The sequence below is a fragment of the Halorussus aquaticus genome, from assembly GCF_024218795.1.
GTDB classification, from domain to species: Archaea; Halobacteriota; Halobacteria; order Halobacteriales; family Haladaptataceae; genus Halorussus; species Halorussus aquaticus.
The window spans coordinates 2056709-2075474 of record NZ_CP100400.1 but is presented as its reverse complement, the minus strand read 5'-3'; the positions used below and the strand labels follow the sequence as shown (position 1 = coordinate 2075474).

Here is an 18766-nt window from a genome sequence, read left to right as displayed (position 1 = left end):
ATTCCCATATTGCATGACGATAGCCGAAGAGCGCATCGAGCGTCTTGCATCGCTCGCCCGCGAGGCCGCCGCCGAGTGTCACGACCGGCGCGCACGCGAGTACGTCCGCCTCGCGCGACGACTCGCCGAGCGCAACCGCGTCTCGCTCCCCGAACAGTTCAAGCGGTTCACGTGTAGCGACTGCGATAGTTACCTCCGCCCCGGCAAGAACGCTCGCGTCAGGCTACAGGAGGGCCACGTCGTCCTCACGTGCGACTGCGGAGCGCAGAAACGACACCCCTACGAGTAGCCCGATTTCTCTCGATTCAATTGGCGAACCGCCGAGCGAGGAACGCGCTCGTCGCCATCTCGACGACGCCGAACAACACCGCGGGCAGCGACGCGCTCGCCGGAAACCCGGCCGCCGTCACAAGCGCGGCCGCGACCGCGAAGTCCCGCATCCCGACCGAGAGCGTCCCGGCGACCCGGGCCGGACCGTCGGCCGACCGCGTGCCGATCCACCCGAGCGCGTAGCCCGCGAGGTTGACCGCGAGCGCGCCCGCCCCGACGGAGACGAGGAGGTCCGTCTCCGTGCGAATCAGGTCGGCGTTGGCCGCGGTGACGCCGCCCATGATGAGAACGACCATGACCGCCGAGACGGACGCGTAGTAGTCCTCGTACGCCCCCACGCGACGGTCGTAGCGCGTCCGCACGCCGACCGCGAGTACCATCGGGACGACGACCGCGACCAGCAGGCTCTCGGCGATGCGCCAACCGTCGATTTCGACGCCGGACCCGAGCAGGAGCGTGACCGCGACCGGCGTGAAGACGGTGCTCCCCGCCCCGATGACGACGAGCGCGGTCGAGGCGAGCGCGGTGTCGCCGTCCGAGAGCGCGGTCATCGTCGGCGTCACGAGTTCGGGCGTGACCGCACCCAGCAGGACGAACCCGGCGACGAGGTCGGGGCCGAGGCCGAGAGCGCGGGCGACCGCGAACGCGACCACGGGCATCGTGACGTGGCCGAGGAGGATGCGACCGAGCGCCGACCGGTCCACTGCTCGGAAGCGGTCGGCCGAGAGGGTCAGCGAGACGCTCCCGACCATCACCGCCAGAATCGGCGCGGAGAAGTCGGCGACGACCGCCAGTCGCGGTTCGGCCACGCCGAGCGCGACTGCCGCGAGAATCCACGCGAACAGGTAGTCGTCGACGACCGCGGTAACGCGCATGGACCGACGGTTGACACGAGAGGCCGAAAAAACCCGTCCCCGTCGTGCTCCACGTGCTTTAAGTTATTCGGCTCCTCAGAACGTGGTATGACAGACGAAGACCTCCGGAAGCAGGCCCACGACACGGACGTGACCGTCTGGGTCGGCAAGTCCGGTATCGACGCAGTCACCGACGAACTCGCCGACCAGTTGGCGGACCGCCAACTGGTGAAGGTCAAGTTCCTCCGGGCCGCGCGCGGCGGCACGACGACCGACGAACTCGCCGAGGAACTGGCCGACGAGGTGCACGCCGACCTCGTGGAGACGCGAGGCAACACCGCAGTCCTGCACTGATGGTTACCCCGCTGCCCATTCTGGAGCGCCTGCTCGGCGATTCGGGCTACGCACTGGCCGTGACGCAGGCGTTGTACTTCGTCGTCTCGTTCGTCGCTATCTACGTCGTCGGCCGACTGACCCTGATTCCGCTGGTCGGACGGTTCCTCGACCGGCGGAACCTCGACAGCCACGCCAAGAAACCGCTGGTCAAACTCACGAAGTTCGCCGTCGTGTTCGTCGCCATCTCGGTCGCGTTCGGATTTGCCCAGTACGGCAACTTCCTAACGTCGCTGGCGACCATCGCGGCCGCGGCCACGCTCGCCATCGGGTTCGCGATGCAGGACGTCATCAAGAACTTCGTGGCTGGCGTGTTCATCTACACCGACAAGCCGTTCAAAATCGGTGACTGGGTGGAGTGGGACGGCGGTAGCTACTCGGGTATCGTGGAGGACATCGGTCTGCGCGTGACCCGCGTCAGGACGTTCGACAACGAACTGCTGACGGTGCCCAACTCCGCGCTGACCGACGGCGTCATCAAGAACCCCGTCGAGGGCGACCGACTCCGCCTGAAGTTCCTGTTCGGCATCGGTTACGACGACGACATCGACCGCGCCACCGAGGTCATCGTGGAGGAGGCCGAGGCCCACCCCGACATTCTGGACGACCCCGCGCCCTCGGTCCGCCTGACCGAACTCGGCGACTCGTCGGTCGGTCTCCAGTCGCGCATCTGGATAGCCAACCCGTCCCGCAGCGACTACGTGCGGACTCGCGGCGAGTACGTCACCGCGGTCAAGGAGCGGTTCGACGAGGAAGGCATCGACATCCCGTACCCGAACCGGACTCTCGGAGGCGGATTCGAACTGACGAGCGTCGAAGAGATGGTCGAAGCCGCGGACGACTGACGCTTCTGCAGAAGGCGGTTCCACTTTCCCGGACTCGACCGCGAGTCTCCTCTCGAACTCGGCTCCGAGCCACTGCCACGTCGCGTCCGGGACCCGGAACGTAGCTAGAAGCGGCCGACCACGGCGGCGAAAGCCAACAATTAAGGAGCGGATTTGAGACTCTGCCACCTGCATGGCACGCGAGCGGTTGGAGAATCCGCCTCCACGAGTAGCAGGTCGTATCGACCGCGCTGGCAGCGAACCCTTCCCATCTGCGCCCGGTGGCCCGCCGCGATGAAGCGCGTCGCAGTGCTCGCGCTCACCGCACTCTTGGTGAGCGGTGTGAGTACCGGGGCGCTCGCGTTCGCGGACTCCGACGCCGACGGCGTCTCGGAGGTCCGCGAGTTCTTGGGACCGACCGACCCCACGGTCGCCGACACCGACGGTGACGGTCTGGACGACGGGACCGAACTCGAACGCGAGTCCGACCCGACGGACGCCGACACCGACGACGACGGACTGAACGACCGCGAGGAGTCCGCGGTCCACGAGACCGACCCCGTCCGAGCGGACACGGACGGTGACGGACTCCCCGACGCGGCGGAGGTGAACGAGTATCCGACGAGTGCCACCGTGAGCGACACGGACGGCGACGGACTCCCCGACGCCGACGAGGTCGAGGAGCGCTCGACCGACCCGACGGTCGCAGACACCGACGACGACGCGCTGGACGACGGACCGGAGGTGCGCGAATACGGAACCGACCCGACGGCCGCCGACACCGACGACGACGGTCTCGGTGACGGCGTCGAGGTTCGAGGCGGGTCGGCGCTGGCACAGGCCGACCCCCTGCGAAAGGACGTGTTCCTCGAAATAGATTACATGCGCGGGACGACCGTTCCGGAGAGGAAACTGGAACGTGTCGAGCGCGCGTTCGCGAACGCCCCAGTCACCAACCCCGACGGGTCGAGCGGAATCTCGCTCCACGTCCGCGTGAGCGACTCGCCCATCGCGGCGGAGCAGAAAACGTCGCTCTCCGAGTACTCGAACACCTACTATCGGTCGGCGTACGACACCGCGGGGAACGGCTACTTCCACGCGCTCGTCGTGAAGGAGGTCCCCGACGAGTCGGGCAACCGAGTCGGTCTCACTTCGACCGGCAACTCCGGGATGATAATCGAGGACCGACCGAGTCGGGTCCGCGTCGCCAAGACAATCATGCACGAACTCGGGCACAACCTCGGTCTCCATCCGGACGAACACCGCGGGATAGACTCCTACGAGGTCCAGCCGAAGCGCTATCCGAGCGTGATGAACTACCACCGACTCGGCGGCTGTGACTGTCACTACGACTACTCCGACGGGTCTCACGGTCCGGGCGACTTCGACGATTGGGACCACATCGCGTCGGTACTCGACGAACAGACACCGAACGCGAGCGAGGCGACGGTTCCCTGACGCTCGTCGGTCTACCGACGAACCGGACGAGTCGAGTGCCCCGATTTTTCTGGACGACCGGGCGCTGTCGAGCGACGCATCGCGAGTCGTATCGCTGTGTAGATGACACCAACGTCTACGCAGTTCCGTGAGAATGCAGTATGAATGCGGACAGCCGGAATCGCCCGGCGTTCCGCGTCGGGGAGTCCCGGTCGCGTCCTCCACCCCGCAACCCTGCGAGCGATAGCTGTCCAGTGGTCCGCTGCTCGCTTCCGCGCCTGGCGGATTACCACCGGCTAACTCCGACTGCGACACTCCTGCGAGTGCCCGCCGGAGACCGCTATCCCCGCAGGACGAGGCTTCGAAGTTGGCTTCCGGGGCCCGGCGCGGTCTGACCGGACGCCTCCGGGGTTCGGTCCCCGCTAAAGGCCATAGTGCGGGAGACGAGCAGGGCCTAACTGCCCGACCTAGTCCATCTACAAGTAAGCGGGTACGGACTTAAGGGCTTTTCGCAAATCGCGCGACGGGAGAGTTTCGTTCGGCGAGAGCGAGGGTCAACTGACGGCGAGGATGGCCCACACGTTGCCGACGACCACGAGCAGGCCGACGAGGAGGAAGACAGCGCTCCCGGCGCGGAACGTCCGGCGAGCGTCGTCGGTCAGACCGGGCAGGAGGAGCAGAACTACCGCCGTCATCGCCTTCAACAGGACGAGTCCGCCGAGACCCGCCTCCGCAATGACCGCGGCGGCGACCGGGTTGACCTCGTCGAGTCCCATCGCCATCCCGACGCCGGTGGTTATCACGTCGCCGACCATCACCGCGAGGACCACGCCGAACAGGAGCGGCGAGACGTACCCCCACCACGACCGGCCCTCGTCGCGGAGGACGTACTCGCGGTCCGCCTCCAGCAGGAACTCGTCGTCCCGGAGCATCCACCGCTCGCGCGCTCGCTCGGACTCGGCGAGGTCACCCAACCCGTCGGCTTCGTCCCGAGCGTCGTCCGACGCGCGGTGCCAAGCCGTCGCGTCTCCCGGCGCGCCGGTCCCGGGGGGTTCGTTCTCGGACACGATGCCGACTACCGGCGCGTTCGGTTTTGTTATGCATCGGCTGACAGCGGTTCACGCACGGTCTGTGAGGGAGTAATCGGTCGCTACCGCTACAGCACGTCGTTTGCGAACCACCCGGCGGTGGCCGCGACCGCGAACGCGGTCACGAGGAGGAGCCAGCGGTGGTAGTCGAACGCCGCGACCGACGTGAGACTGCCGACGAGTCCGCCGACCTCGACGGCCCACCAGAGGACGAGTAACGTCATGAACCCGCCGAGGACCACCGTCGCGCCCGCCGCGGTCGGCGGGTCGGTCCGACCGTTGCGACCGGCGGCGAAGACCACGACGGCGACCATCGCGAACAGGCCGACGACGAGGTGAACAGGGAGGAACGTCGGCGCGCTGTAGTAGACGCCGACTTCGGGCGCGTCGATGAGGAAGTACGGTGCGACGACCGCGGCGAGCACCGCCAGCGCGGCGACGATGCCGACCGTCGGGGCGGGCGTCTCGGGCAACCGTTTCTGCGACATACGCGACAGTTCTCCGGTGGCGTCAAAAAGACCGGCGGTCGAGTCGGAAAAGTCACGTATCGGGCGACACAACGTATCGGGCATGGGATTCGGAAGCACGGCCAAGAAGGTCCAGAAGTTGGCCGACACCGCCGAGAAACTGTACGGTAAACTCAACGAACTCCGCGAGCAGGTCGCGGAGATGCGCGAGAAGTTGGACTCGACCAGCGAACGCGTCGAGCGACTGGAGCGCGAGAACGCCCAGCAGCGCGCGCTCCTCGAAGCCATCGCCGAGGAACAGGGCATCGACACGGCGGACGTCGAGGCCGAGAGCATCGACGGCGAAGACGCGGAGACCGCGGCCGACGAAGCGGAAGCGTAGCGGTTCGGAACTGACGCCGACCCGGAGATTTCGCCACCGCCGGGAGCGCCACACAAAAAAGGTTAACCGCCTTCCCAACTTTTGCCTACCCGATGACAGACCACCGGACGCCCCTCGATTCCGTGTTGGACACGGTGGGCGAGACGCCGCTCGTCCGCGTGCAGGCGGCACCCGACGAGGTGCCGGTGTACGCCAAACTGGAGTCGTTCAACCCCGGCGCGAGTATCAAGGACCGCATCGGCGAGTACATGGTCGAACAGATGTTAGAGCGCGGCGAGTTGGAACCCGGCGGCACCGTAATCGAACCCACCGCCGGGAACACCGGCATCGGGTTCGCCATCGCCGCGGGCCAACTCGGCGTGGACGCCGTCTTCGTCGTCCCGGAGCGCTTCAGCGTCGAGAAACAGCAGTTGATGGACGCGCTCGGCGCGGAGGTCATCAACACCCCGACCGAGGACGGCATGGGCGGGGCCATCGACCGCGCGCACGAACTCGCCGAGGAGATGGACGGCGCCGTGGTCCCCCAGCAGTTCTCGAACCCCCTCAACGTCGAGGCCCACTACGAGACGACGGGACCGGAGATCTTCGAGGCGCTCGACGGCGAGGTCGGCGCTGTCGTCGCCGGGACGGGCACGGCGGGGACGCTGATGGGCATCGCCGAGTACGCGCTGGAGCAGGACCCCGACACCCACGTCGTGGCGGTCGAACCCGAGGGGTCGCTCTACTCCCGGACGAAGGGCGAGGACGTGGAGGAGGCCGAGTACAAAATCGAAGGCATCGGCACTCACGACCCCGCCACGAACGAACTGTTCGACCCGGACCTCGTGGACGAGGTGCTACAGGTCCCGGACCGGCGCGCCCACGAGGAACTGAAACGTCTCGCGCGCGAGGAGGGCCAACTCGTCGCGTCCAGCGCGGGCGCGGCCAGCGCGGCGGCCCGCCACGTCGCCGAGCGCATCCGTGACGGCGAAATCGACGCGCCCCACGACTCGGTGGCGACCGTCTTCCCGGACTCCAGCGAGCGCTACCTCTCGAAGGGCATCTATCGCTCCTTCGAGGAGTGGGAAGGGTAGTCGGCGCTGGAGACGTTCGGTTCGCGGTTTCAGTAGCGCGGTAGGACGAGTGGCATCGGTCACAGGTGGCTTCCTTCGCATCTTCTCGATAACTGTGACTCTCCCCGACGCCGACGACGATTCGGAGGACACCGAGGATTCAGCAGACGCGGCGACCCGACCGGCAGTGACGAGACCGCAGACAGCACCGCAAGTTCGTGCTTGAGCCACGGCGTTACCGCACGGCCCCGCAACGCGACCTCGAACCTCCTGCGATACCTGTCCGCCGCCGCAGGTCACACCCACGGCGGTTCGTGCAGGTCGTGCATCGATTCGATGGTGTGGTGGGGCGTGTGGTCGGCCGTCGCGTCGGGTTGTTCGAGCCACACCGACCGGACGCCCGCGGCGTGCGCGCCCGCCACGTCCGCCCGGAGCGAGTTGCCCACGTGGACCGTCTCGTCCGCCGAGGCGTCCATCGCCGCGAGGGTGCGGTGGAAGTGGTCCGGGTCGGGCTTGACCGGGCCGCCGGGTTCGGTGAACGTCGTCGCGTCGAAGTAGTCGGCGATGTCCAGCGCGGCGAGTTTCGCGGTCTGGGTCTCGCGGTCGCCGTTCGTCACCAGCGCGAGTTCGTGGTCGGCCGCGAGCGCGTCGAGCGCCGACGCTGCGCCGGGCAGGAACTCGACCCCGGTCGGGTTCGGGTCCTCGTAGGCGCGGGCCACCGCGAGCGCGTCGGCGGTAGCACGGCCCTGCTCGTCGGCGATGCTGGTGAAACACCGCTCGCGGAGTTCGACCGCAGAGTCGGCCGTCACCGTCGCCAGCCACCGCCGGAAGTCCGCGGTGTCGAAGAACGGTTCGACCCCGGCCCGGTCGAAGGCGTCGGCGAGTCGCTCGCCGGTCGAACGCGGATGCTCGCAGATTGTCTCGTCTAAGTCGAGGAAGACCGTCGAGATATCGGAGGAAACGTCGGCGTCGGGAACGTCGGCGTGGTTCATTACCGGCGTCTACGCTCTCGGTGGCAAAAAGCGGTTCGTCGGTCGCCGTCCCGCGGCCTCACGCGACCAGTCGCTGGTGTTCGACCTTGATGCACTTGTCTTGGACGACCCGCCGTCCGGCGTCCTCTGCGCGCTCGGCGGCCTCCTCGTCGGCGATACCGAGTTGGGTCCAGACCACGGCCACGTCGTCGCGGTCGAGCGCCTCCTCGACGATGCCCGCCACCTCGTCGCTCGGTCGGAACACGTCCACGATGTCCACCTCCTCCTCGACCTCGGACAGCGAGTCGTAGGCCTCCCGGCCGAGAATCTCGTCGGCGGTGGGGTTGACCGGAATCACGTCGTAGCCGTTGTCGAGTAGGTACTTCGGAATCTCGTGAGCGTCCTTGCCGGGCGTGGACGAGCATCCGACGACCGCGACGCGCTCCATCCCCAAGATTTCGCGCAGTTCGGCGTCGCTCTGTACGGGCATACCTCACGTGAGGTCGCCTGCGTGCAAAAGGATTGAGGTAGCAGTAAGACCGACCCGGGCGCTCGCTGCGACCGCACGTTTATATCTGATAGCGAACAACTCTCAGACATGAGCCTCCGACGGAGTCAGGTCGTCGGCATCGCTCTCGTGGGAGTTTCGGCGCTCCTCAGCCTCGTCGCGTACCCCGAGATGCCCGCGGAGATGGCGACCCACTGGAACGCCGCGGGCGAGGTGGACGGCCGGACGCCGAAACTCGTCGCGCTCGCGGCGTTTCCGGCACTCCTCGCCGCCACGCTCGCCGCGTTCACCGTGTTGCCGCGAATCGACCCGCTGGGCGAGAACGTCGCCGAGTTCCGCGAGCAGTACGACGCCTTCGTCGCGCTGTTGCTGGGGTTCCTCGCGTACCTCCACCTGCTGGTCGTCGCCGCCAACGCGGGCTACGAGTTCGGGATGATTCGGGCGCTCGCGCCCGCCGTCGGCGCGCTGTACTACTACGTCGGCGTCCTCTCGGAACACGCCGAGCGCAACTGGTTCGTCGGCGTCCGGACGCCGTGGACCGTCTCCAGCGACGAGGTCTGGGAGCAGACCCACGAACGCGCCGCGCCGCTGTTCAAACTCGCGGGCGTCGCGGCCGCGCTGGCCGCGCCCGTCCCGACGTACGCCACGGTACTTCTCGTCGCACCCGTCGTAGCGGTCGCGCTGTACGTCACGGCCTACTCGTACGCCGAGTACCGGCGGATCGGCGCGTAGCGACGAAGCGAGACAGAGTCGAGTTCGGCCGTTCTACGTCCAACTGTCGAGACCGGTCTGGACGACCGACTCCTCGATGCGCTCGAAGCCGCGTTCGACCTCGTCGGCGTGGACGCCCCACTCCTCGACCACGTACTCCCGCGCGGCGTCGAGGTCCGGGTCCATCTCGGCGTCGAACTCGTAGTCGTCGCTGACCGTCGGGTTCAGGAACAACTCCCGAATCACGTCCACGTCCTTGTCGATGCTCACGCCGCGGGCCTCCAGCACGCCCCAGATGTCGCCGTGTTCCTTGACGCCCTTGAGTGCGGTCTTCGGACCGATGCCCGAGACGCCCTCGTTGAAGTCCGTGCCGCAGAGGATGGCGATATCGACCAACTGCTCCCACGTCACGTCGTGTTCCGCCAGCGTGGCCTCGAAGTCCATGAGTTCGGGGTCGCCCTTGCTGGTGAGTTGCCGGAGCGTGAGCGGTGCCCCGAGCAGGAGCGAGTCGTAGTCCTCGGTCCCACAGTAATCGACCGCGCCGGTGCGGTTCATGTGCGCGGCCTGCGACTCGCCTTCGCCCGGTGCCTCGATGTAGGGCACGTCGAGGCGGTCGAACAGTTCGCGCGTCGTGCGCTGAATCGTGTCGGTCAGGCGCTGGGTGTGAGCGTCGAGTCGGGCGACCTCGACAGCGTCACCCGCTTCGCGGGCCTCCTCCAGTTTCTCTTCGCGCTTCTCGCGCTCCTCGCGGCGCTGTTCGATTTCGGCGGTCTTGTGGTCGGTCACCGCGCCGTCGAAGACGAAGACGGGCGTCAGGTCGTTCTCGAAGAACTTCGGCAGGCCCTGCACGACGCCGACGAGGTTAGCGACTTCGGTCCCGTCGTCGGTGGTGTACACCTCGTCGCTGGTCCACTTGACGGTCGTCGTGAGGTACTTGTAGAGCCAGTTGTGTGCGTCCACGGCGACGACGCTCCCCTCCAGTTCCTCGAAGGGGACCTCCTCCAGCACTGCGAGTTGGCGCAAATCGGAGTTTCCCATTGGGTGACGGTAGGCATCGCGGGGGTTTGAAAGCTACTGCTCGGCGCGCACCGAGACCGGGACTTACTCCCAGCGACTCGGCAGGTCCTCCACGGCGGGGCCGTCGAGTACCTCGCCGTCCATCGAGAACCGCGACCCGTGACACGGGCAGTCCCACGACCGCTCGCCGTCGTTCCAGTGGACGAGACACCCCATGTGGGTGCAGACCGCCGACCTGACGTGGAGGTCGCCCTCCTCGTCGCGGGCCACTGCGAGCGGTTTGCCGTCGCGCCGTACCACCTCGCCCTCGCCCGGCGGAACCGTCTCGTCCGCCGTCCCGAGCAGCGCCTCGGCCCAGTCTCGGGTGAACTCCTTGCCGACGTTGGCGTTCTCGGTGAGGAGTTTCTTGCCCGCCGCGCCGGGGTCGATGCGCTCGGGGTCGAACGTGTGCGCCCAGAGTCGGTTCGGGTCGCCGCGGGCGAACTGCGCCAGCAGCATCCCCGCGGCGGTCCCGTTGGTCATGCCCCATCCGCCGTACCCCGTCGCGCCGTAGACGTTCTCGTACCCCGGCCCGAGTTGCCCGACGTAGGGAATCTCGTCGGCCGTGCTGAAGTCCTGCGTGGACCACCGGTACTCCACCGACTCCACGTCGAAGTGTTCGCGGGCCTGTCGTTCGAGGTTCCGGTAGCGCTCGGTCGTCGAACCGCCCTGTCCGGTCTTGTGGCTCTGGCCGCCCACGAGGGTCAGGGTCCCCTCCGCGCCGGGGTACGGGCGCACCGAGAAGTACGACTGGGCCTCCCTGTAGAACATCCCCTCGGGCGGTTCCTCCGCGAGGCGGACGCCGAGGATGTACGACCGATGCGGGAACTGTCGGGCGAAGTAGGCCGCCGGGTCCTCGATGGGGAAGTGGGTCGCGACGAGGACGGTGTCGGCCGTCACGGTGCCGTGGGGGGTCTCGACTTCGCAGGGCGACCCGTCCTCGATACCGGTCGCCTCCGTGTTCTCGAAGACGTGACTTCCCTCACCGGGAATCTCCTCGGCGAGGTCGAGCAGGTACTTCCGGGGATGGAAGTGGACCTGCTCGTCGAACCTGACCGCGCCCGCAGTTCGCCCGGGAAACGGCGGGTCCTCGACGAACGTGGCGGGGAGACCCAGCGACTGGGCGACCGACACCTCGCGCTCGACCCGACTGCGCTCGTTCTCGTCGGTGACGTAGGTGTAGGCCGGAAGCCGACCGAAGTCGCAGTCGATGTCGTGGCTCTCGACGCGGTCGGCGATTTCCTCAACGGCGGCCGAGTTGGCCTCGGCGTACCCCAGCGTTCGCTCGCGACCGTGTTTCTCCAGCAGTTGGTGGTAAATCAGCGAGTGCAGCGACGTGACCTTCGCGGTGGTCTTCCCCGTGACTCCTTCGACGATTCGGCCCTTCTCCAGCAGCACGACGTCCTGACCGGCCTCCTTGCAGTGGACCGCCGCGGTCACCCCAGTGATGCCGCCGCCGAGGACAACCGTGTCCACTCGGCGGTGCCCGTCCATCGTCGGAAAATCCGTCCGAGGCGTCGTGTCCATCCACAGCGATTCGTGGCGCCCCCGTAGCGAGTCTCGTTCACTCATTCCCAGAACCCCCGGATTCGATACTGGTTCGACGCCGCTCGGTTTAACCCCGGCGGCCGTCACCAGCGCGGTCGCGGTCCGTCGAGGCCGGGTCGCAGGACACGTCACATGGTCTGAGTAGGGGCCAGTCGGAGTTACGGCGATTCGACTCGCTCGGGCGGGTCGACGTCGGACTTCGCGGCCAAGAACGACTGCTCTTCGTCCGCGAGGCGGTCGCGTTCGCGGTAGACGTCCAGTCCCGACTGGTAGCGCTCGCGCGACCGGTCGCCCGGCAGGGCCAGCACCAGTTCGGCGAGACCGGTCTGTTCGCCGGTGTAGCCGAATCCGGCCTTGTAGAGGGCGTGGTACGCGAAGGCGTTGTTCACCGCGATTTTCACGCGGTCGTACTCTCGCTCGCGGAGGCGCGCGGTCGTGAATCGGGCGAGGCGCGCGCCGAGACCCTCCCCGCGACGGTCCTCGCGGACGGTCACGTACCGAAGCCACGCCGTCGCCGAATCGGTGCGGTCCTCGTTGAACGCGATGGCGGCGACGATTCTGTCGTCCTCGACCCAGTCGCGGTCCCGCTCGGGGTCTCGCCCGTGGTCCACGCCCCCGTCGTCGGTCTCGGCGTCGCGTTCATCGACTTCCCCTCCGTCTTCGCCCCCGTCGTCTCCCTCGCGCACGACCGCCTTCCCCGTGTTCGACATCACGAACTTCCCGGCGTAACTGAACTCGCGGTGGTCGAGTCGTATCTGGGGACCGTCCTCCGGCCATCCCACCAGCGAGTACTCCATGCTGCTGGCTTCGGTTCCGCGCGGTAACTGTGCTTCGCTCGGGGTCCCCCGTTTCCGGACCTCCGTCTCCGCGGTCCGACCCGCGTTTCGAGCGACCGCTCGACTGGCCGATTCCCGACTGCCGACCAGCAACCGACAGTCGCGCCGACCGGACTCCGGTTTTTTGCCGCGTCGGCACGTCGTCCCGACCATGAGCCACGCGCTCGGCGACACCGCCACCTTCGACCGAACGGCCCGCTTCTACGACTGGTTCGCGCCGACGCCCGACGCCGCCGCGTTCCGCGACGCGCTCTCGTTCGCCGACCGAGAGGTCGAACGCCTCCTCGACGTGGGCGGGGGCACCGGCCGGGGAGCGAGCGCGCTCGGCGTCTCCGAGCGCATCGTCGCCGACGCCGCCGAGGGGATGACGAAGCAGGCACGCAAGAACGGGTTCGAGGCGGTCCGGGCCGACGCCGCGACCCTCCCGTTCGTCGCCGAGAGCGTCGATGCGGTCCTCGTCGTGGACGCGCTCCACCACTTCGGGGACCACGAGCGCGCCGTCGCGGAGGCGGCGCGCGTCCTCCGGCCCGGCGGCGTCCTCGTGATTCGGGAGATAGACCCGACGTCGCTGGTCGGCCGAGTCGTCGAAGTCGGCGAACACCTCTACGGCTTCGATTCGACGTTCTTCGCGCCCGAGGACCTCGGCCGGACGGTCGCCGACGCGGGACTCGACGCCAGATTCCGGACGTCGGGGTTCGAGTACACCGTCGTCGGGCGCGCATCGCGGGAATGATAATCGCCCGGGTCTAACGCGCCGCCATGAGCAACGCCGACGGACTCCTTCGCTCGCGGGTGAACCGCTCTCCGGGTACGGCGCGCCTCGCGCTCGGCGACCTGTTGGTGATGGTCGGATTCCTCGTGATGGGCGAACTCCGCCACGGGGTGAACCCCGTCACGATGCCGGGCCGCGTCGCGGGCACGATAACCCCGTTCCTCGTCGGGTGGGTCGTCGCCGCGTTCGTGGTGGGGACGTACGCGCCGGGCGCGACGCGAACGGTTCGGACCGCGGTACAGCGAGCGGCCGGAGCGTGGGTCCTCGCGGCCGCCGTCGGGTTGGCGCTCCGCTCGACAGAAATCTTCCACGGCGACGCACCGTGGACCTTCGCGCTCGTCGTGACCGCCACGGGCGTCGTCTTCTTCTCGGCGTGGCGCGCGACGGTGGCGTCGCTGCGCTGAGGGTCTCGCGCCGAGCGGACCAACGTTTATGGGGGAGAGCGCGCGATGCTCGGGCATGACGACCGTCACGACGAGTCGGCGCGGACGGAGTCGGGAACGCCGTCGCCGGATTGCACCGTCACGGAACGCCTTTAGGCACCGGACGCAAACGACGAATTGATGACACGGGTGATACACACGGGGGACACCCACCTCGGGTATCGGCAGTACCACTCCCCCGAGCGACGGGAGGACTTCCTCCGGGCCTTCGAGCAGGTGATAGACGACGCCATCGACGAGGACGTAGACGCCGTGATTCACGCCGGAGACCTGTTTCACGACCGTCGCCCCGACCTCGACGCCCTCCACGGGACTATCTCGATTCTGGGCCGACTCCGGGACGCCGACATCCCCTTCCTCGCTATCGTCGGCAACCACGAGGGGACGCGGGGCCGCCAGTGGCTCGACCTCTTCGAGATGCTCGGTCTCGCCACGCGACTCCGCGACGAACCGGAAGTCGTCGGCCAGACCGCGTTCTACGGTCTCGACCACGTCCCCAAGTCCAAGCGCGACGACCTCGACTACCGGTTCGAGGGACACGACCGACCCCACGCCGCGCTGGTGAGCCACGGCCTGTTCCAGCCCTTCGACCTCGGCGACTGGGACGCCGAGGAGGTGCTGACCGAGGCCAACGTGGACTTCGACGCGATGCTGCTGGGCGACAACCACAAGCCCGGGACGAAGGAAGTCGCCGACACGTGGGTCACCTACTGCGGTTCGACCGAGCGATGCAGCGCCGACGAGCGCGAGGACCGCGGCTACAACATCGTGGAGTTCGACGGCGACGTGACCATCACCCGCCGGGGACTCGACGCGACCCGGGACTTCGAGTACGTCGAAGCGGACCTCGCCGAAGACGAGGGCATCGACCGCGTGCGCGAGAAACTCCGGGAGCACGACCTCGAAGACGCTGTGACAATCGTGGAAATCGACGGCGAGGGCGAACAGGTCACGCCCGCCCGCGTCGAGGAGTTCGCGCTGGAGGCGGGCGCGCTGGTCGCCCGCGTCGCGGACCGCCGCGAGGTCGAGGACGACGAGGGCGAGGTCGAAGTCTCGTTCGCCGACCCCGACGACGCCGTGCGCGAACGCGTCCGCGACCTCGGCCTGAGCGAGGCCGCCCGCGGCATCGACGAGACGGTCCGGGCGAGTAAAATCGCCGACTCGAACGTCCGGGAGTCGGTCAAGGGCCGCGTGAGTCAACTGGTCGAGGACGGCGACCTCGCGGCGTTCGAGTCCGCGCCGGACGACGGAGACGGTTCGGCGAGAGCGGGAGGAACCGACGACTCCGACGGCGGAGAGAACGAAGCGGACGCCTCGACCGGCGAGAGCGGAGAGAGAGCGCCCGACCCGGACGACCCCGAGGCCGTGCAAGCAGTCACCGAGGCCGCAACGGAAGCCGACGCCGAAGCGACGGGTGACTCCTCGCCCGAGGAGACCGGAGGGAGCGACGGAACGCTGGAGGAGTACCTATGAAGTTCGACCGCGTTCGCCTCCGGAACTTCAAGTGCTACGCCGACGCCGACCTGCGACTCGACCGCGGCGTGACCGTCATCCACGGCCTGAACGGGAGCGGGAAGTCCTCGCTGCTGGAGGCCTGCTTCTTCGCGCTCTACGGCGCGAAGGCGCTGGACCGCACGCTGGACGACGTGGTGACCATCGGCGAGGAGGAGGCGGTCATCGAACTCTGGTTCACCCACGACGGCGGCGACTACCACGTCCGGCGGCGGATTCGCGCGACCGGCGAGCGCGCGACGACCGCCGAGTGCGTCCTCGAGACGCCCGACGACACCATCGAGGGCGCGCGAGACGTTCGCGGCGAGATTACGAAGCTCTTCAGGATGGACTCGGAGGCGTTCGTCAACTGCGCGTACGTCCGACAGGGCGAGGTCAACAAACTCATCAACGCCTCGCCCGGCCAGCGCCAAGACATGATAGACGACCTCCTCCAACTCGGCAAACTGGAGGAGTACCGCGAGCGCGCCAGCGACGCCCGACTGGGCGTCACGTCGGTGCTCGACGACAAGCGCGGGAGCCTCTCTGAGTTGGAGAGCCAAATCGAGCAGAAGGAGGAGAAGAATCTCCACGCTCGCCTGAACGACCGGAAGTCCGACCTCAAGGAGGTCGAGGCCGAGATCGAGCGCTTCGAGGACAACGAGGAGACCGCCGAGCGAACCCGCGAGCAGGCGGTCGAGATACTGGAGACCTACGAGGAGAAACGCGAGGAGTTGGAGTCGCTGTCGGAGGACATCGACGAACTCGAAGACGAAATCAGCGAGACCGAACAGCGTCGGACCGAACACGGCGAGCGCCTCCGCGAACTCCGCGAGCGCGTCGAAGACCTCGAAGCGGAGGTCGCCGACCTGCTGGCCGAGACCGACCTCGACTCGGCCGACGAGGAGGCGCTCGACGCCCGACGGGACGAACTCGACGCAGAAGACGAGGACCTCGCGGAGGAACTCAGCGACGCCCGGACGCAGGCCCAGATGTTCGACACGCAGGCCGGGAACCTCGCCGAGAAGGCCGAGGAACTGGAAGGGCGCGCGGCGGACGAGCGCGAGCGCGCCGAGACGCTCGACACCGAGGCCGACGAGGCGGAGGCCGACCTCGAAACGCGCTGCGAGAAACTCGACCAGTTGAGCGACGACATCGCGACCGAGAAGGCCGCGTTCGAGGACGCGCCCGTCGAGTTCGGGGACGCCGACGCCCACCTCGAAGACCGACGCGAGGCCCAAACCGACCTCCAGAGCCGCATCGAGGACGTGAAAGCCGACCTCAAGAGCGCCCGCGACAGCGTGGCCGAGGCCGAGCAACTCCTCGACGAGGGCAAGTGCCCCGAGTGCGGCCAACCGGTGGAAGACTCCCCGCACGTCGATACGCTGGCCGAGGACCGCGAGCGCGTCGAGGAACTGGAGACCGAACTGGCGGACCTCCGCGACGAGCGCGAGACCGTCGCCGACGAACTCGACGAGGCCGAGCGCCTGCGCGAGGCCGAGCGCGAGGTCGAGAACCTCCGGGGCCGCCGCGAGAACGTCGAGCAGTTAGTCGCCGACAAGCGGGAGTCTGTCGCCGAGAAGCGCGAGGAGGCCGAGGAGCTACGCGGGGAGGCCGACGATCTCGAGGCCGACGCCGCGGACAAGCGCGCGGACGCCGACGAACTGCGCGAGAAGGCCGAGGACCGCGAGTCGAAGGTCGAGGAACTCGAAGCCGAGCGCGAGCGACTCGCGGCCAAACGGGAGCGACTGGCGGAGATTCGGTCGCTGCGCGAGCGAATCGAGGACGCCGAAGACGACATCGAGCGCCACCGCGAGAAGCGCGCGAGTCTGGAGGAACAGAACGACCTCCGGCGCGAGCGCCTCGCCGAGAAGCGCGAGCGCCGGAGCGACCTCCGCGAGAGCTACGACGACCAGAAGGTCGAGTCGGCCCGCGAGGACAAGCGCGAGGCCGAGGAGTATCTGGAGAAAGTCGAGGTCAAACTCGACCAACTCCGCGACCGGCGCGACGACCTCCAGAGCGCCGTCGGCGCCGTAGAGAGCGAAATCGAGGAACTCGAACACCTGCGCGACCGGCGCGACGACCTCACCGAGCGGGTCGAGTCGCTGGAGTCGCTCCGCGAGGAGACCGAGGAGCTACAGGAGATGTACGGCGACCTCCGGGCCGAACTCCGCCAGCGCAACGTGGACCAGTTGGAAGCGATGCTGAACGAGGTGTTCGACCTCGTGTATCAGAACGACTCGTACGCGCGCATCGAACTCGACGGCGAGTACGAACTCACCGTCTACCAGAAGGACGGCGAACCGCTGGACCCCGAGCAACTCTCCGGCGGCGAGCGCGCGCTGTTCAACCTCAGCCTCCGGTGCGCCATCTACCGACTGCTCTCGGAGGGCATCGAGGGGACGGCCCCGATGCCGCCGCTCATCCTCGACGAACCGACCGTCTTCCTCGACTCGGGCCACGTGGCCCAACTCGCGGAACTCGTCAACTCGATGCGCGAACTCGGCGTCGAGCAGATCGTGGTCGTGAGCCACGACGACGAACTCGTCGCGGCGGCCGACGACGTGGTGTGGGTCGAGAAGGATTCGGTGTCGAACCGCTCCACCGTCGAGCGTCGGGAGAGTCTGCTGGAAGCGGCGGACTGACGACGGTGGCTCTCTCTTCGTGTCGAAGGTGCTGCGAGAATACTACTGGTCGCTTTTTTCCCCGGTGAGCCGTGCGAGACCCTCGTCCGCTCGGTCGGTCGTCGCGTAACCGCGTTCACCGAGTACGCGAGTCTCCTCGACGAGTCCGGCGGCGCGGAACTCCGTCAGCAGACCGAGCAGGTCGCTCTCGCAGAGGTCGGTGTCGTCGAGCAGGTGGCGGACCGAGTGGGGGCCGCGCTCGCGCAGGTCCACGAGCAGACCGAGGGCGCGCTCGTCCGGCGTCGCGGTCAGGACGCGCCGGGCCGGTTCCGGGACGGCGCGAGCCGCCGTCGTCAGCGTCGACTCGCCGGAGACGGGTTCGAGTTCGTCGCTGTCGCGGTAGCTCTCTTCGCCGGTCTCGGGGTTCCGAACTCGACAGGCGTCGCTCGACTCCTTGAGGAGCAGGTAGACGGTGCCGGAATCGTCCCGGACGGTTCGCATGGCCGGTCGTTGGCGCGGCGCGCGGTTAGTCCTTCTGGAGTTCGGCGTCGTCGGTCGTTCCGTCGGAGGCCTCGCGTTCGGCGTCGTCCGCGTCGGTCGCGTCGTCAGAATCCCCGAGCGTGCTAGTCGCCTTCCGATAGCCGTACCACCCGCGGGCGAAGGCGAACGCGCCCACCGCGAATATCGCGCCGCCGAACTCCCACCGACCCTCGAAGCCGACGAGCATGATACCGAGGCTCATCCCGAACAGCGCGACGTTGAACAGCAGTACGAGCGACCAGAACTCCTTTTTCACCGCCGTCGGCGCGTCCTCCTCCGACGGGACCGACACCTGCGGTGGGTCCGGAGCGAGGCCCTCGGAGGGGTCGTCGGGGAGCAAGTCGGCTTCCGCCTCCGGCGGGTCCTCGGGCAGTAAGTCGGTGTCCGGCGGGTCGGTGTCGTCCGGCGTCGAGTCGTCGGGAGCCACTGTTCGACAGTC

The 18766-nt window shown here is 67.9% G+C and carries 21 protein-coding genes and 1 other RNA gene; 11 read left to right on the top strand and 11 right to left on the bottom strand.

The window, feature by feature from the left end; translation table 11 throughout:
* The first annotated feature begins 13 nt into the window (after window positions 1-13).
* Window positions 14-289, top strand: coding sequence for a ribonuclease P protein component 4 (locus NGM06_RS10705; protein ID WP_254266948.1), 276 nt, complete (start codon window positions 14-16; stop codon window positions 287-289).
* A 16-nt stretch (window positions 290-305) separates the two neighbouring features.
* Here NGM06_RS10705 and NGM06_RS10700 read toward each other — a convergent pair whose 3' ends face one another.
* Complete coding sequence (locus NGM06_RS10700) at window positions 306-1205, bottom strand: bile acid:sodium symporter family protein (protein ID WP_254266947.1); 900 nt, start codon at window positions 1203-1205, stop codon at window positions 306-308.
* Window positions 1206-1292: 87 nt separating this feature from the next.
* Here NGM06_RS10700 and NGM06_RS10695 point away from each other — a divergent pair, with 87 nt between their 5' ends.
* The 3 genes from NGM06_RS10695 to NGM06_RS10685 all read left to right on the top strand — a co-directional run bounded on the left by NGM06_RS10695 (window position 1293) and on the right by NGM06_RS10685 (window position 3859).
* Window positions 1293-1538, top strand: a complete 246-nt coding sequence (locus NGM06_RS10695) for a YhbY family RNA-binding protein (protein ID WP_254266946.1) — start codon at window positions 1293-1295, stop codon at window positions 1536-1538.
* Window positions 1535-2422: a mechanosensitive ion channel family protein gene (locus NGM06_RS10690; protein WP_379793589.1), complete on the top strand. Its 888-nt coding sequence runs from the start codon at window positions 1535-1537 to the stop codon at window positions 2420-2422. Before NGM06_RS10695 ends, NGM06_RS10690 begins: the two co-directional genes overlap by 4 nt.
* Window positions 2423-2695: 273 nt before the next feature.
* Window positions 2696-3859 (top strand): zinc metalloprotease, encoded by a 1164-nt coding sequence (locus tag NGM06_RS10685; protein ID WP_254266944.1) that lies wholly within the window; start codon window positions 2696-2698, stop codon window positions 3857-3859.
* 144 nt (window positions 3860-4003) lie between these two features.
* On the opposite strand, the gene ffs is transcribed toward NGM06_RS10685, so the two are convergent.
* The 3 genes from ffs to NGM06_RS10670 form a co-directional block, all read right to left on the bottom strand.
* An RNA gene (gene ffs / locus NGM06_RS10680) (signal recognition particle sRNA) lies at window positions 4004-4316 on the bottom strand.
* A 76-nt stretch (window positions 4317-4392) separates the two neighbouring features.
* Window positions 4393-4905: a DUF5658 family protein gene (locus NGM06_RS10675; RefSeq protein WP_254266943.1), complete on the bottom strand. Its 513-nt coding sequence runs from the start codon at window positions 4903-4905 to the stop codon at window positions 4393-4395.
* A gap of 89 nt (window positions 4906-4994) precedes the next feature.
* On the bottom strand, window positions 4995-5414 hold the full coding sequence (locus NGM06_RS10670) for a DUF7548 family protein (RefSeq protein ID WP_254266942.1): 420 nt from the start codon (window positions 5412-5414) through the stop codon (window positions 4995-4997).
* Between the two features lie 82 nt (window positions 5415-5496).
* Here NGM06_RS10670 and NGM06_RS10665 point away from each other — a divergent pair, with 82 nt between their 5' ends.
* Both NGM06_RS10665 and NGM06_RS10660 read left to right on the top strand, forming a co-directional pair.
* A complete protein-coding gene (locus tag NGM06_RS10665; protein WP_254266941.1) occupies window positions 5497-5775 on the top strand; it encodes a DUF5798 family protein in 279 nt (92 codons plus the stop codon).
* A gap of 92 nt (window positions 5776-5867) precedes the next feature.
* On the top strand, window positions 5868-6848 hold the full coding sequence (locus NGM06_RS10660; RefSeq protein WP_254266940.1) for a PLP-dependent cysteine synthase family protein: 981 nt from the start codon (window positions 5868-5870) through the stop codon (window positions 6846-6848).
* Between the two features lie 275 nt (window positions 6849-7123).
* Here NGM06_RS10660 and NGM06_RS10655 read toward each other — a convergent pair whose 3' ends face one another.
* Window positions 7124-7819, bottom strand: coding sequence for an HAD family hydrolase (locus NGM06_RS10655; protein WP_254266939.1), 696 nt, complete (start codon window positions 7817-7819; stop codon window positions 7124-7126).
* A 58-nt stretch (window positions 7820-7877) separates the two neighbouring features.
* A complete protein-coding gene (locus NGM06_RS10650) occupies window positions 7878-8288 on the bottom strand; it encodes a CoA-binding protein (protein ID WP_254266938.1) in 411 nt (136 codons plus the stop codon).
* A gap of 108 nt (window positions 8289-8396) precedes the next feature.
* Between NGM06_RS10650 and NGM06_RS10645 the strand changes: the two genes are divergently transcribed.
* Window positions 8397-9038 (top strand): SdpI family protein, encoded by a 642-nt coding sequence (locus NGM06_RS10645; RefSeq protein ID WP_254266937.1) that lies wholly within the window; start codon window positions 8397-8399, stop codon window positions 9036-9038.
* 33 nt (window positions 9039-9071) lie between these two features.
* Here the strand turns inward: NGM06_RS10645 and fen are convergent, their stop codons facing one another.
* The 3 genes from fen to NGM06_RS10630 form a co-directional block, all read right to left on the bottom strand.
* Window positions 9072-10055: a flap endonuclease-1 gene (gene fen / locus NGM06_RS10640; RefSeq protein WP_254266936.1), complete on the bottom strand. Its 984-nt coding sequence runs from the start codon at window positions 10053-10055 to the stop codon at window positions 9072-9074.
* A 63-nt stretch (window positions 10056-10118) separates the two neighbouring features.
* Window positions 10119-11549 carry an FAD-dependent oxidoreductase gene (locus tag NGM06_RS10635; protein WP_254266935.1) on the bottom strand — a complete coding sequence of 477 codons (1431 nt, stop codon included), beginning with the start codon at window positions 11547-11549 and terminating at the stop codon, window positions 10119-10121.
* 230 nt (window positions 11550-11779) lie between these two features.
* Window positions 11780-12418 carry a GNAT family N-acetyltransferase gene (locus NGM06_RS10630; RefSeq protein WP_254266934.1) on the bottom strand — a complete coding sequence of 213 codons (639 nt, stop codon included), beginning with the start codon at window positions 12416-12418 and terminating at the stop codon, window positions 11780-11782.
* Between the two features lie 190 nt (window positions 12419-12608).
* Between NGM06_RS10630 and NGM06_RS10625 the strand changes: the two genes are divergently transcribed.
* From NGM06_RS10625 to rad50, 4 genes are all read left to right on the top strand, one after another.
* Window positions 12609-13190 (top strand): class I SAM-dependent methyltransferase, encoded by a 582-nt coding sequence (locus NGM06_RS10625; protein ID WP_254266933.1) that lies wholly within the window; start codon window positions 12609-12611, stop codon window positions 13188-13190.
* Window positions 13191-13216: 26 nt separating this feature from the next.
* The gene (locus NGM06_RS10620; RefSeq protein WP_254266932.1) at window positions 13217-13633 is read left to right on the top strand and encodes a DUF3054 domain-containing protein; all 417 of its coding nucleotides are present in this window, start codon (window positions 13217-13219) and stop codon (window positions 13631-13633) included.
* Window positions 13634-13792: 159 nt separating this feature from the next.
* The gene (gene mre11 / locus NGM06_RS10615) at window positions 13793-15145 is read left to right on the top strand and encodes a DNA double-strand break repair protein Mre11 (protein WP_254266931.1); all 1353 of its coding nucleotides are present in this window, start codon (window positions 13793-13795) and stop codon (window positions 15143-15145) included.
* Window positions 15142-17808, top strand: coding sequence for a DNA double-strand break repair ATPase Rad50 (gene rad50, locus NGM06_RS10610; protein WP_254266930.1), 2667 nt, complete (start codon window positions 15142-15144; stop codon window positions 17806-17808). Before mre11 ends, rad50 begins: the two co-directional genes overlap by 4 nt.
* Window positions 17809-17850: 42 nt before the next feature.
* On the opposite strand, the gene NGM06_RS10605 is transcribed toward rad50, so the two are convergent.
* Both NGM06_RS10605 and NGM06_RS10600 read right to left on the bottom strand, forming a co-directional pair.
* Entirely contained in the window at window positions 17851-18288 is a 438-nt protein-coding gene (locus NGM06_RS10605; protein WP_254266929.1) for a DUF7346 family protein, read from the bottom strand.
* Between the two features lie 25 nt (window positions 18289-18313).
* Complete coding sequence (locus NGM06_RS10600) at window positions 18314-18754, bottom strand: DUF7322 domain-containing protein (protein ID WP_254266928.1); 441 nt, start codon at window positions 18752-18754, stop codon at window positions 18314-18316.
* Between the last annotated feature and the right edge of the window lie 12 nt (window positions 18755-18766).

Coding starts and splice junctions, on each gene's coding strand:
- NGM06_RS10705 (WP_254266948.1), top strand. CDS start 14: ATGACGATAGCCGAAGAGCGCATCGAGCGTCTTGCATCGCTCGCCCGC.
- NGM06_RS10700 (WP_254266947.1), bottom strand. CDS start 1,205: ATGCGCGTTACCGCGGTCGTCGACGACTACCTGTTCGCGTGGATTCTC.
- NGM06_RS10695 (WP_254266946.1), top strand. CDS start 1,293: ATGACAGACGAAGACCTCCGGAAGCAGGCCCACGACACGGACGTGACC.
- NGM06_RS10685 (WP_254266944.1), top strand. CDS start 2,696: ATGAAGCGCGTCGCAGTGCTCGCGCTCACCGCACTCTTGGTGAGCGGT.
- NGM06_RS10670 (WP_254266942.1), bottom strand. CDS start 5,414: ATGTCGCAGAAACGGTTGCCCGAGACGCCCGCCCCGACGGTCGGCATC.
- NGM06_RS10665 (WP_254266941.1), top strand. CDS start 5,497: ATGGGATTCGGAAGCACGGCCAAGAAGGTCCAGAAGTTGGCCGACACC.
- NGM06_RS10660 (WP_254266940.1), top strand. CDS start 5,868: ATGACAGACCACCGGACGCCCCTCGATTCCGTGTTGGACACGGTGGGC.
- NGM06_RS10655 (WP_254266939.1), bottom strand. CDS start 7,819: ATGAACCACGCCGACGTTCCCGACGCCGACGTTTCCTCCGATATCTCG.
- NGM06_RS10650 (WP_254266938.1), bottom strand. CDS start 8,288: ATGCCCGTACAGAGCGACGCCGAACTGCGCGAAATCTTGGGGATGGAG.
- NGM06_RS10645 (WP_254266937.1), top strand. CDS start 8,397: ATGAGCCTCCGACGGAGTCAGGTCGTCGGCATCGCTCTCGTGGGAGTT.
- fen (WP_254266936.1), bottom strand. CDS start 10,055: ATGGGAAACTCCGATTTGCGCCAACTCGCAGTGCTGGAGGAGGTCCCC.
- NGM06_RS10630 (WP_254266934.1), bottom strand. CDS start 12,418: ATGGAGTACTCGCTGGTGGGATGGCCGGAGGACGGTCCCCAGATACGA.
- NGM06_RS10625 (WP_254266933.1), top strand. CDS start 12,609: ATGAGCCACGCGCTCGGCGACACCGCCACCTTCGACCGAACGGCCCGC.
- NGM06_RS10620 (WP_254266932.1), top strand. CDS start 13,217: ATGAGCAACGCCGACGGACTCCTTCGCTCGCGGGTGAACCGCTCTCCG.
- mre11 (WP_254266931.1), top strand. CDS start 13,793: ATGACACGGGTGATACACACGGGGGACACCCACCTCGGGTATCGGCAG.
- rad50 (WP_254266930.1), top strand. CDS start 15,142: ATGAAGTTCGACCGCGTTCGCCTCCGGAACTTCAAGTGCTACGCCGAC.
- NGM06_RS10605 (WP_254266929.1), bottom strand. CDS start 18,288: ATGCGAACCGTCCGGGACGATTCCGGCACCGTCTACCTGCTCCTCAAG.